The sequence below is a fragment of the Advenella sp. genome, assembly GCF_052108595.1.
Classification (GTDB): Bacteria; Pseudomonadota; Gammaproteobacteria; order Burkholderiales; family Burkholderiaceae_B; genus Advenella.
The window spans coordinates 17,631-30,017 of sequence record NZ_JBQEAU010000009.1 but is presented as its reverse complement, the minus strand read 5'-3'; the positions used below and the strand labels follow the sequence as shown (position 1 = coordinate 30,017).

The window sequence follows — 12,387 nt, the reverse complement described above, 5'->3', positions numbered from 1 at the left end:
CCTGTTGCATCTGTCATCTGCCCGACCTACCAATTGGCCTGCAAATCAGTTAACAATACCGACACAGGCTTGCGCCATTCCGTGAACCACAAACCACCGGCCTGCGTCGCTTTGTGCCCCTGCGGGTATAATAACGCTTCAAGCCGGTGGTTTTGCCCCGGCAAGGCTGCCAATATCAGCCAGCCCATTGACCCCTTACCGAAAATAGCCATCTGCCCATGCCAAGCTCTGTTTCCGCTCCTGCGCGTATTATTGTCGGTATCACCGGCGCCTCTGGCGCCATTTACGGGGTCCGTGCTCTTGAGCTGCTTGCCCAGGCCGGCTTCGAAACCCATTTGGTCATGAGCCGCTCGGCCAGTCTGACCTTGTCACAAGAGCTGCAGATGCATCCCGGCGAACTGGCCGACCGGGCGACGGTCGTGCATGCGATCCAGGACGTAGGGGCCACCATTTCCAGCGGCTCCTTCAAAACCTGTGGCATGCTCATCGCGCCCTGCTCCATTCGTACGCTCTCGGAAATTGCCAGCGGAGTTACCTCTTCGCTCCTGACCCGTGCTGCCGATGTGGTGCTCAAGGAAAGACGCAAGCTGGTGCTCATGGTCCGGGAAACACCACTGCATCTGGGCCATTTGCGCAGCATGGTGGCGGTGACCGAAATGGGCGCCATCGTCATGCCGCCGGTTCCGGCCTTTTATGCGCGCCCGGAAAACATCCAGGCAATGGTCGACCACAGTGTCGGACGAGCCCTTGACCTATTTGACATAGATACCGGCTCGGTCACCCGCTGGGACGGAATGAGCAATCCCTGATACTACAATTGAAATAACCGCCCCCGGCACATGCACAAAGCGTACAGCGCCACACGGTCCGGGCCTAGCTCGGTGCAATTTTTCCCAGGCACGCCGCAATGGCGTCCAGTCTTGCCGAGCGCACCGCCATTTTGATCGAGTTGGCGCCCCCCTCGGTCTGCCGGGCGACCGCGCCCGCATCCACCCGTAAATAACAATCCAGTATTGCACTCCAGGATTCAATCCGCGTGATTTCCGCCTGCAGATTTTCCGCCGCAGACTGTCTGGTACACAGCACGACGCCCAGCAAATCGCGAAACCTCGCCGGCTTGCGCAAACTGTCAGTCACTTCCAGTGTTTCCAGCACATATTGTGCCCGGTTCGACAAGTGCGCCTGCGCCGTCGGGCTGGGCGGCAATGGCAACATATCAAAGCGTTCCGATAGCACCTGCGTCAAGCGGGCGTAATCAGCACACTCTGCGGGCACTTTAAGGTGCACACTCAAGGCCGCATGCTCGCGTGTCTGCGACAGCGCCACCGCGTAGCGGGAAGGCAGCGGCAGGATCCTGGCGGCCGACAAGTCGGTGGCCTGCGCCACCTCTGTGTTCCACTGCAACTGCGGCATCACGATGGCAAGCGCATTGGTATCCTGCAAAACGGTGAACATGCGCGACGGTTTTTCGTTCATGAGCCCGCGTGAGACTTCTTTCCAGACCCGCTCGGGCACCAGGGCATCGATCTCACCGCTGCGGACCATGTCCCGACACAGCTGCAGCGTATCGCCGGCCAGCGTGAATTCGGTGAACCGCGCAGCAAACCGCGCCAGGCGCAATATGCGCACCGGATCTTCGGCAAACGCTTGGCTGGCATGCCGAAACACGCGGCGCTCAAGATCGTCACGGCCACGCAAAGGGTCGACCAGTGTGCCATCGGTACGGCGCGCCATGGCATTGATGGTCAGGTCGCGACGCTTCAAATCCTCTTCGAGCGTCACTTCCGGACCCGTATGAAAGGTGAAACCCTTGTAGCCACGCCCCGCTTTTCTTTCGGTGCGCGCCAGCGCATATTCCTCTTTGGTCTGCGGATGCAGAAAAACCGGGAAGTCGTCGCCGACCGGCAGGAAACCACGCCGGACCATTTCCTGCGGGCTGGCGCCCACCACGACCCAGTCCCGGTCTCCCTGCGGCAGCCCCAACAACTGGTCGCGCACGGCGCCGCCCACCACATACACATCAAGGCCGTCGGTAACGGACATCAGGGCCTCACCTGCCCCAGCCGATTCACAAGCGATTGCGTCCGCCCGCTGAACTGGGCATCGTACCAAGTCGCATTGGACATGACATGCTTTACGTACAGCCGCGTTTCCGTAAAGGGAATGGTTTCCGCAAAAATCGCCCCTTCCAGCGGCTGGCTAAGCGAATCACGCCAGCGCTTGGCGCGGTTCGGCCCGGCGTTGTAGCCGGCAGTGGCCAAAACTTCGGAGCCATTCAGGTCGTCCAGGGTCATTTTCAGGTAAGACGTGCCCAACAAAGTATTGGTATCAAAATCATTGGCGCTGGCAGCCGAGTAACTCAGTCCCAGCTTGCGCGCCACCAGTCGCGCCGTTCCCGGCATGACCTGCATCAGCCCCGCCGCGCCGACCGATGAGCGGGCAACCGTGACAAAACGCGATTCCTGGCGGATCAGGCCATATACCCAGGCAGGATCCACACCCACGGCACGTGCCTGCTGACTGACCCGCCCTTCGAATGGCGCCAGGTAACGCTGGCGGAAATTGAAATCGTTTTTGGTCAGCATGGACGTGTTGATGGCCCGGTCATAGACCTGTTCGCGCAAGGCCCATTCTGCTGCCGCCATCAGCTCGCGATCATTCATCCCACGAATCGCAAAATTCCATTCACCCACCGCTTCCGGGCGCCAGCCCAGGCGGAACAAGGCAACGGCACGCTGCAAGCCTTCGTGCGTCATTATTTTGTTGATTTCGGCAGCGCTGGGTTCGGCCGGCTGCGCAGGAACGGAAATCTTGCGGCCCAATGCCTCGGTCGCCAACTGACCATAGAAGCCGTGATCATACAAAATGGATTGCCAGGCGCTTGTGGCGCCGCCGGTGTCGCCCTGCCCTGCCCGGGCGCGGCCATACCAGTAAACCCAGACCGGTTCTTTCTGCTGCTCGGGACCCATCATGCGGATGGTCTGCTCTACCCATTTCCAGTCAATGGTGGGCTGGCGCAGCGCCATGCGGGTGCGCCAGGCGTGGTTGTAGTCGCTTAGACGAAAAACCTGGCCGGCCTTGCGATACCAGCCGTCAGCCCGCGCCTCCAGATTCAGGGCGGCGATCAGGCCGAACTGTGTCCAGGCCCATTGACGGTTGCGCTCGCTCAGCAATGCGCCGCCCTGCGTCTCCAGAAAGACTGCCCCCGCATCTCTGTCCTGCCGCGCCAGGCGGCTGAAGGCCAGTGCACGCAACTGCTGCAGTTCGCCAGTGGCCGAACCGCTCTGGGTCGCCAGCCAGCCCATCGGATTGGCCACGAGCGCATCGTAGGAAGACAGCCCGGCGGGTGAGAACGCCAGCGCCGCGTAGCGGCGGGCGCTGGCCTTGCTGTCGTATTCGACGGCATCGCGCAGCAACGGCTCCAGATGTTCATGGGTAATGACCTTGGCTGCCGTCAGCTGCCCGAGCATGCTCCAGCAGGCATCGCCCGGCTTGAACACATCCAGCGCCTGCGCGGCGGAGACTTGCCCATTGCCAAGAAAGCGTGCCTGCAGGATGGCGCAATCGACCTCCGAGGTCCGACTGGCCACCGTACCAATACGCCGCACGGTATCAAAGTCTCCCCGCTTGGCCGATGCCAGGATCCAGTCCGATTTCAGCCGGTTTTCCAGATAGGGGTTCTTGTTCTGCTGCAAAAAAGCATAGATCTGCTGCGTGGGCACTGGCTGCGCAGCGTCGCCCAATAACTGGCGCAAGTACCAGTACATGGGATAGCTGCCAAGTTCATGATCATCCCTGGCCTGTTCTGCATAGCCGGGCAACGTCTCCCACTGGCGACGCTGCATGGCATCCCTGGCCGACACCACCGCCGCGCGTGCCGCCTGCGGCACTGCACGCGGAGACTGCCCGTATATGACTGCCGATGAGGTAACCGCCAGATTCTGCGGCGTGAGCGTTGATCTGGCAGCCTGGGGATTCTGTACCGATTCGGCACAGCCGGCCAGCAGCACGCCGGAACCGAGTACCCCCCAGAGGGCTTGCACTGACCGGCGACGCAGACTGCCCGCAACCCCTTTGTTGAACCTGCTTTTTGCTCCTGCCCGCTGTTGCATATGCTGTCCTGTTATAGTCATGCTTTGTACTACATTCTATATCGTCACAGGTCATGACATCCGCCGATACCCCGACTTTGCGTCAATCCCTGCTCTCGGCCAGATCGGCCATTCCCGACTCGCGTCGCCAGATGCTAAGTGTACAAATAAAACAGCATATTTTGGACTGGCTGCAAGGCCGCCATCAAGATTGCCGCTTGCCGGATCGCGCAACCATCGGTTCGATCGCCGGTTTTTGGCCCATACGGGATGAACCCGACATAATTTCGCTATTGCATGATTTGCATATGCTCGGCCACGACATCAGCCTGCCGGTGATTGAACAGCGGGACGCGCCACTGCACTTTTATCGCTGGTCGCCCGATACCCCCTTGCGACGCGGCGCCTTCAATATTCCCGAACCGCAAGTGGACACGCCGGCGATGCAGCCGTCCCTGATTCTTGTACCTACACTCGGTTATACACGTGACGGACACCGGCTGGGCTACGGCAAAGGGTACTATGATCGTACGCTGCATGCACTGGCGCGGCAAGGCCACAGCGCGCTGAGTGTGGGCATCGGCTGGGATGAAGGACTGATCGACGGGTCCTATCTGCCCGCAGCACATGATATGCCGATGGACGCCATTGTGACGCCCGGCGGCTGGATCATACCGGATACTGATGAATAAGCAAACCACCAATACAATCGTACTGCCCAATTTGCCTAAGCATCTGCATGACTCAAGCATCGTGTACGCCTTGCAAAACAACGGTATACCCGAAGAGAACGTTGCCGCCGTTGTCGGGGCCCATAGGACCACAGGTGGTGCTGTCGGTTTTGGGGCGACCTGGCTAGGGCCTGGGATATCACAGTTGACTACCGACGCCATTGAACGATAAGGTCGTTGAATGAATTAGCAGTGCGCAGGCTAGGCGAGGAGTAAATGATTACTCGTATCTTCAGCATGTTATGCCGTTGATCGAACAGTACGCTTCGGGTAGCTAGGGCAAAGCGGCTTACTTGCACTGAACTGAGCCGTATTGGCGTCAGTTCAGTATAAGACGGGGTCTAGTTAGCGCCCTTCGAAAGGCTAGCTGGCACGCTCCAATACCCAGAGGTGTTGCCCGTGTTTTTGGCGTAGCGCTGCATGCTTGCAACTACATTGCTTTCGCCAATGGTAGTAGCGTAGAACATAGGGCCGCCACGATAAGCGGGGAAACCATAACCGTGCAACCATACCGTATCAATATCACCAGACCTGTAGGCTATACCTTCTTCTAGAATTCTATACCCTTCGGCGATAAGTGGGTACAGGCAGCGCTCAACAACCTCTTGTGCGCTGATGTCAGTACGCTGTGTGATGCCATGTTGTTGCGCCAGGTCGCTGAATAACGTCAGTGCCTCACTGTCCTCTACAGGTGTGCGGCCTTCGTATCGGTAATAGCCACTGCTTGTTTTTTGTCCAAAACGACCTTGTTCATGAAGTTTTTGCACGACGACACGATACGTGTCGTCATCAGGTAGATTCCCTGATTTTTTTTGTTCTAGCACGACCTTAGATGCAACATCTACGCCAGCCATGTCTATCATGCGGCATGGGCCCATTGCCATCCCGTAGTCTTCCAGCGCCTTATCAATAAAACCAGGTGTAGCGCCCTCTAGCAAAAGGAATTCCGCTTCGCGCAAGTATCCTTCCAGCATACGGTTGCCAATGAAACCGAAACACACTCCAGACACCACTGGCACTTTACCTATACGCTTGGCCAGATGCATGATGGTTGCAAGTACTTCAGGTGCTGTTTGATCGCAGCGTACAACCTCCAGCAAGCGCATAATATTTGCCGGGCTAAAGAAATGCATACCTAATACGTCTGCGGCCCTGCCTGAACATTGCGCCAGCACATTTACGTCCAGTGATGACGTATTGCTAGCCAGAATGGCTCCCGGCTTGGCGATTTGGCCCAAGCGCTTGAAAATGGCTTTTTTTATGTCAAAGTTTTCAAAAACAGCCTCGATGATTAAATCGCAAGAAGACAGTTGCATGTCATCTTCTGTGGTTGTAATCAAGCCGGCACGATGTTGGGCCTGTTCCGGTGTGATGCGGTTTTTGGCAGCAGACCCTTGATACGTGCTATCGATAATTTCGTCGGCACGCGATAGCGTCTGTGGGCTAAGGTCCTGCAATACCACGGGAAAACCAGCGTTTGCAAAGCTCATGGCAATTCCGGTGCCCATGGTCCCAGCGCCCACAATACCCACTGACTGTATGGTTCTAAGGCCTAGATCACGTGGCAGATTGGGTATGCGCGCGGCTTCACGTTCGGCAAAAAAAACCTGCCTTAGTGCTTTGGACTCGTTGGTATTCCTACAGTCAATAAATGCCTGCCTTTCGTACTTCAGGCCTTCCGCAAAGGGTAAGCTGCCTGCTTTTTCTGTGGATTTAGCGGCTGCGCGCGCTGCATTCCCCCCTTTTTCTGTGGAGGGTAGCTTGTTAACGCGTTCCTCTAAAACTAACTTATCGGTAGCGCTAAGCTCAACAGGCAGCCTGCCAAGCACCCGGCTTGCGCAATCAGAACCTGCAATGCTACGACAATATTCCAGGGTTTGGGCGTGCAAATCGCCGTCAAACAGGGTGTCAACCAAGCCAATATCAAGCGCATTAGCTGCTGACATTGATTTGCCGGTAACTATCATGTCCAGCGCCTTAGTAAATCCAACAAGCCGTGGCAGACGCTGGGTGCCACCACCGCCAGGCAATATCCCTAGTTTCACTTCGGGTAGCCCCATTTCTGTTGAAGCCAGGGCAACCCTGTAATGACACGCCAAACCAAGTTCAAGCCCACCGCCAAGCACTGTGCCATGCATAACGGCAACAACTGGAACCTGCATGGACTCTAGCAAGGCATGGATTTCGTTGGGATCGGGTGCCGGGATCTCCGGCAAATCAAACTCGCGGATGTCGGCACCTGCCATAAATGTGCGGCCGGCACAGCAAAGCATGACGGCCTTGATGTCGGCAGCATTACGCAGTTGCGCTAAGGCTGCTTTTAATTGTTCGCGCACGGCTTGCGAGCTGGCATTTATAGGTGGATTGTTAATCGTAACAATAGAGATATCACCATCTTTGGTGCATGTGACTAGTTCTGACATAAATTTTTTCCCTGTTTATTGAGTTCTGATTTGGTGACGGAATCCTCAGAACCAGTCGTCCTGCATCGTTGCAACCGCATCGTCTGCGTCAAGTATTAAGTTCAACCAGCCATGCGCTCGTGCAAGCTCGTAGGCATAAAAATATTGCATTGCGCTACGCTTACCGGCTACAAACGCTTCATTTGTAGTGTCGCTACCATAAGCAGCCAGCGTAACCTGCAGCCATAACCACGCAATCACAATATGACCAAAGGCCTGCATATATGGGGTGGCATGCGCAAGCGACATCTCGAACATGTCGTCTTGTTGTGACTTTTGTGTGGCTGCAATAAGATGCTGTAACTGCACGTCAAGGTCCTGCGCAAAGCCCTTAAGGTCTGCATGCTCGTGGGCTTGCTCTATGGTTTGCATAACTTCAGACACCCATAAATTAAAGGCCGCACCATCGTTTTGCCGCACCTTTCTTCCTAGCAAATCCAATGCTTGTATGCCGTGCGTCCCCTCATGGATCATATTCAAGCGGTTGTCGCGCCAGTACTGCTCGACGGGGAAGTCACGTGTGTATCCTGATCCGCCCAACACCTGAATTGCCAGGCTATTGGCCTCAAGACACCATTCGCTAGGCCAACTTTTGGCAATAGGGGTAAGCAGCTCTAATAAGGCATGTGCACGATTTTTCTGATCGTCTGTTCCGGTGCGTTTTTCGTCGATCAGGTGTGCGCAGTACAGCACTAGCCCCAAGGCACCTTCACTAAAGGATTTTTGCGCTAGCAGCATGCGCTTAACATCAGGGTGCTCTATCAGTTTTATCTGGGCGTTGCCGCGCTGAGTGCCCTTGTTGCTACGCAAATGACCTTGGCGTCTATCGCGCGCGTAATCCAGGGATGCCTTATAACCTGCATATCCCAGCATGGCGGCGCCCATACCAATATTGATGCGTGCTTCATTCATCATGTGGAACATCAGTTGCAAGCCCTGTCCTGGCTCACCAATGCGGTAGCCTATTGCATCGTTGTTTTCACCAAAGCTAAGCAAGGTATTAGGAATACCGCGATAGCCCAGCTTGTGATTCAGACCAATCAGCATCACGTCATTTCGGGTGCTCGTGATGCCGCCATTTTCTTCGACCAAAAATTTAGGCACTACAAATAATGAAATGCCTTTTGGGCCTGCGGGCAATTGACCGCAGTCATCAGGAATTTTTGCCAATACCAGATGAATAATGTTCTCGGTCAAATCATGTTCGGCACCAGATATCCACATCTTGCTGCCTTTGATCTTATAACGGGGACCTAAACCGCAATCTAGGTAGTCATCACCGTCAGGGACGGCTTTGGTGGTAATGTCACCCAAGCTGGAACCCGCCGTGGGCTCGCTCAGACACATGGTGCCAAAATAACGCCCCTGTAGTTGTGGCAACGCAAAGGCATTTTTTTGTGCCTCTGAGCCGTGTGCCATAAGCAGGTTTGCATTGGCATAAGTAAGCATGGCGTAAGCTGACAAGCTAATGCTATTAAAAGCAAAAAAAGTATTTGCTGCCATGTCAATGACATAAGGAAGTTGCATGCCGCCGACGCCCTCGTTGTGGCCCGCTGCCAGCAAGCCGGAATCAGCATACGCTTTAAGCGCTTGGCCCACACCATCTGGAAGCTTTACTGCTCCGTTAACATACTCGGGCTCTTGTTCGTCCGTTAACCGGTTAAGAGGCTGAAACTGCTCTAAGGCTATTTTTTCGCTTACATCAAGCACAGAATCAAATGTTTCGCGACTGTGTGCTGCATAGCGGTCACGACGGGTAAGCTCCTGCACCTTGAGCCAGTCGTACATCATAAATTCTAATGTTTTTCTCACAATTTTCACCTAATGTACATATCAAATAGAGTTGACTATCTGACCGCCGTCGATCACGACCACCGAGCCTGTCATATAGCTGCCCGCATCAGAAGCCATAAGCAAAGTAGCGCCAACAAGGTCTTGGCTTTTACCAAAACGGCGCTGAGGAATCCTTTTAACCAAGGCCTCAGCAAATCCGGCCTCTTCGAACTCGCGATGCATATCTGTTTCTATATTTCCTGGGCACAAGACGTTTACACGCACGTTATTGCGCGCAAGCTCATAGGCCATGACCTTAGATAAATGAATCAGTCCTGCCTTGCTTGCTCCGTAGCTTGATAAAAAGCCCCCGGGACGCAAACCGGCCGTCGATGCAACATTGATAATCGATCCGCCACCTTGTTTAACCATTTCAGCCGCAGCACGTTGCCCGACTAGAAAAGCGCCGCGTAGATTGACACCGATAACCGAGTCAAGGTCTTCCGGAGTTTGCTCTAGAAATGGTTTGAGCAGTGCTACACCAGCGCAATTCACAAGGATATCGGGATAGCGGCCAAATTCCTTACAGACCTGATCAAATGCGGCATTAATTGAGTCGGTATCGGCCACATCCATAGCGATACCTTTTGCTACTGCACCCTGGTTGCACAAGCGGTGTGCTTCTTCGGCCACACGTGACCCGCGGCGTGCGCATAGCACCACAGCAGCCCCTGCACGCGCAAGCGCTCCGGAAAGGAATTGCCCAATGCCGCTAGATGCTCCGGTTACTAGCGCCAGCTTATCTTTTAAGTTAAATGACATTTCTTCGTTATCTAGCGAAGATGCATGGTTAGTGTTCTGATTCATAGTTTGTCTCCATAAGATGTGTAGCCCATTTCACCTGGAAAATTATTGGCTGCTTTACTGTATGTTTTCTCGCAGCAGCTTTTTATTAAGTTTTCCTACGCTAGTGCGTGGCAGCTCATCAACAAAGCGGATTTCGTCGGGCATGGCATAAGGAGGTAGTTTCCCCTCTTTAATGCGCTCTTTTACGATGGCATGCATTTCATTAACCATGGTGTCGGGTTCATTAACGTGCTGCTTTAGCTTTACAAAAGCGCAAGGTCTTTCACCCCATTTTTCGTTGGCAATAGCAATAACAGCCACTTCATCCACGTTAGGGTGCTCGGCCAAGCAGGCTTCCAGGTCTAGAGATGACAACCACTCCCCCCCAGACTTAATGACGTCTTTAGTGCGATCAACTAGACGGAAAGCACCATCAGCATCCTTAACGACGACGTCCCCGGTATGCAGGAATTGACCTTCCCACAACTGTTCCGACATGGCGGGATCGTTGTGGTATTCCTGTGTCAGCCATACTGAACGAGCCACCAGTTCGCCTTGATGGCTGTCTTCTTGAAGATCGATTTTTAACGTTACAAGCGGCATAGGATGGCCTATGCGGCATAGATTTTCAGGGGATGCCGCTGCCTGGGCCGCCGATGTCCGGACAAAGCTAATGACGGGACATGTTTCGGACATCCCATACCCCGTAAAAACTTGAAGGTCAGACGCCATGGCGCGTTTTGCTAACGCTGGGGACATGGCAGAACCGCCCACCATCACCTTCCAGCCTGGCAGTTTTTGTGATTTTTTCTCTGCCTCTGTAAGCAGCATTTGTAGAACCGTCGGGACGCAATGGGAAAACGTTACTCCTTCAGTGTGGACAAGATCCACAAGGGCCTGAGCATCGTATTTACCCGGATAAACCTGCTTAACCCCCAAAAGCGTGGCAACATAAGGCAGCCCCCAGGCATGCACGTGGAACATGGGGGTTAATGGCATATAGACGTCCGAGCGTCGAAATGCTTGGTAGTCGTCTGCAGTGCCAAGCGCAAATCCAACGGCCAAGGTATGGGCAACTAGCTGACGGTGTGTGTAGGTTACGCCCTTGGGTAGGCCAGTAGTACCCGTTGTATAAAAATGCGTGGCGACACTGTCCTCGCTCACGTACGGGAACTCAAATGCATTTTCTGCTGCGTCCAGCAGTGCTTCGTATTCGCCCACACAAGGCAATGTTGACGAGTCCGATTCGCCAATAACAATAATTGGTGGAACCCTGTCGGCGCTAGCAAAGACTTGTTCCAGCAAAGGCATGAACTCGGCTGCGGCAATGATAAATTCCGACTGGCTGTGTTCTAGTGTGTACCGGATCTGGTCGACCGACAGACGGATATTGACCGTCATAAGAGTAGCGCCCAGCATAGGGATAGCAAAATAAGACTCAAGATACCGATGGGTATCTCGCTCTAAAACAGCAATGCGAGTTGCGTGTTTTACACCCAGCTGCATCAAGGCGTACCCCAATCTTCGAAAACGCGTGTTCAGGTCTTGGTACGTTAGGCGTAGACCGCCATAAGTAATGATTTCCTGAGAGCCACCTGCTTCAATTCCGCTAGCTAAAACAGTAGCCAGTGTAAGTTCGCAATGGTGACCACCAGCAGTAAATTTTGTTTCTGAAAAGCTTGTTGAAGTCATATGCAATATCCATTAATTAAATTCCGGGGTTGCCCTATTGATGACCCGCAAAACACATCCCATCAGGGAAAACACTGATGAATAGTAGTGACCAAGCGCTTGCTTCATTTTTGATTCTACCTCTATACTTGATATCATTCCAGTATCTTATTGCCAATACATTGCGACCACTCATGACCGAACCCACCCGATTGCCTAGCGACAAAAAAAAGGAACTTGCAGCTCCAGTTGCAGAGTCGACTCGGGCTCGAATACTGGATGCGGCTGCGCATCTGATTCGCAAAAAAGGTTTTAAGGCCACTACGGTTAGGGATATCGGCAATGCAGTTGGCCTATATTCAGGCAGCCTGTTTCATTACTTCAAGACCAAGGACGAAATCCTGATGGAAGTGATGCGCGCCGCTTTCATATCCATCTGCACACGCCATGAACAGGCGCTGGCGTCAGCATTAACACCGCTGGAAAAACTACGTCAATTTATTTGGCAGGAAGTTAACCTTGTATTTATTGATGAAGAAGGTGACTACCACGCTGTGCTGTATTTCGATTGGCGGGATGTTTCTCCGAAGCATTTGCCCGAGCTAATACAACTACGAAAACGCTACTTCAGTTCTTGGACTGAAGTCGTACGTCAGTGTCACGAAGCGGGTCATCTAAAAGGGGATCCGGCGATTGCTGTACGGGTAATAGAAGGAACATTACGCGGCATGATGAGCTGGTATAAGCCAGACGGCCGTTACAATCCGCATGAAATCGCCGATGAAATTATTTTGATTGTTGCCAAGTAGGCTA

General features: G+C 53.9%; 10 protein-coding genes. 4 read left to right on the top strand and 6 right to left on the bottom strand.

Features of this window, described 5'->3' with window-relative positions:
- The first annotated feature begins 218 nt into the window (after positions 1 to 218).
- Positions 219 to 809 (top strand): UbiX family flavin prenyltransferase, encoded by a 591-nt coding sequence (locus tag ACTIKR_RS02865; protein ID WP_193090245.1) that lies wholly within the window; start codon positions 219 to 221, stop codon positions 807 to 809.
- A gap of 64 nt (positions 810 to 873) precedes the next feature.
- Here ACTIKR_RS02865 and ACTIKR_RS02860 read toward each other — a convergent pair whose 3' ends face one another.
- Both ACTIKR_RS02860 and ACTIKR_RS02855 read right to left on the bottom strand, forming a co-directional pair.
- Complete coding sequence (locus tag ACTIKR_RS02860) at positions 874 to 2,043, bottom strand: tRNA CCA-pyrophosphorylase (protein WP_193090244.1); 1,170 nt, start codon at positions 2,041 to 2,043, stop codon at positions 874 to 876.
- A complete protein-coding gene (locus tag ACTIKR_RS02855) occupies positions 2,043 to 4,112 on the bottom strand; it encodes a transglycosylase SLT domain-containing protein (protein WP_442327102.1) in 2,070 nt (689 codons plus the stop codon). Before ACTIKR_RS02855 ends, ACTIKR_RS02860 begins: the two co-directional genes overlap by 1 nt.
- A 53-nt stretch (positions 4,113 to 4,165) precedes the next feature.
- Here ACTIKR_RS02855 and ACTIKR_RS02850 point away from each other — a divergent pair, with 53 nt between their 5' ends.
- Both ACTIKR_RS02850 and ACTIKR_RS02845 read left to right on the top strand, forming a co-directional pair.
- Positions 4,166 to 4,783 carry a 5-formyltetrahydrofolate cyclo-ligase gene (locus ACTIKR_RS02850; RefSeq protein ID WP_442327101.1) on the top strand — a complete coding sequence of 206 codons (618 nt, stop codon included), beginning with the start codon at positions 4,166 to 4,168 and terminating at the stop codon, positions 4,781 to 4,783.
- Complete coding sequence (locus tag ACTIKR_RS02845) at positions 4,776 to 4,994, top strand: 2-dehydropantoate 2-reductase N-terminal domain-containing protein (RefSeq protein ID WP_193090241.1); 219 nt, start codon at positions 4,776 to 4,778, stop codon at positions 4,992 to 4,994. Before ACTIKR_RS02850 ends, ACTIKR_RS02845 begins: the two co-directional genes overlap by 8 nt.
- Positions 4,995 to 5,163: 169 nt before the next feature.
- On the opposite strand, the gene ACTIKR_RS02840 is transcribed toward ACTIKR_RS02845, so the two are convergent.
- Genes ACTIKR_RS02840 through ACTIKR_RS02825 form a run of 4 tightly spaced genes read right to left on the bottom strand, consistent with a single transcriptional unit; the run spans position 5,164 to position 11,595 of the window.
- On the bottom strand, positions 5,164 to 7,245 hold the full coding sequence (locus ACTIKR_RS02840; protein ID WP_442327100.1) for a 3-hydroxyacyl-CoA dehydrogenase NAD-binding domain-containing protein: 2,082 nt from the start codon (positions 7,243 to 7,245) through the stop codon (positions 5,164 to 5,166).
- Between the two features lie 45 nt (positions 7,246 to 7,290).
- On the bottom strand, positions 7,291 to 9,075 hold the full coding sequence (locus ACTIKR_RS02835) for an acyl-CoA dehydrogenase (RefSeq protein ID WP_193090270.1): 1,785 nt from the start codon (positions 9,073 to 9,075) through the stop codon (positions 7,291 to 7,293).
- Positions 9,076 to 9,117: 42 nt separating this feature from the next.
- The gene (locus tag ACTIKR_RS02830) at positions 9,118 to 9,924 is read right to left on the bottom strand and encodes an SDR family NAD(P)-dependent oxidoreductase (protein WP_226817278.1); all 807 of its coding nucleotides are present in this window, start codon (positions 9,922 to 9,924) and stop codon (positions 9,118 to 9,120) included.
- A gap of 54 nt (positions 9,925 to 9,978) precedes the next feature.
- On the bottom strand, positions 9,979 to 11,595 hold the full coding sequence (locus tag ACTIKR_RS02825) for a long-chain-fatty-acid--CoA ligase (RefSeq protein WP_193090239.1): 1,617 nt from the start codon (positions 11,593 to 11,595) through the stop codon (positions 9,979 to 9,981).
- 173 nt (positions 11,596 to 11,768) lie between these two features.
- Between ACTIKR_RS02825 and ACTIKR_RS02820 the strand changes: the two genes are divergently transcribed.
- Positions 11,769 to 12,383 carry a TetR/AcrR family transcriptional regulator gene (locus ACTIKR_RS02820; protein WP_442327099.1) on the top strand — a complete coding sequence of 205 codons (615 nt, stop codon included), beginning with the start codon at positions 11,769 to 11,771 and terminating at the stop codon, positions 12,381 to 12,383.
- Positions 12,384 to 12,387 lie beyond the last annotated feature (4 nt).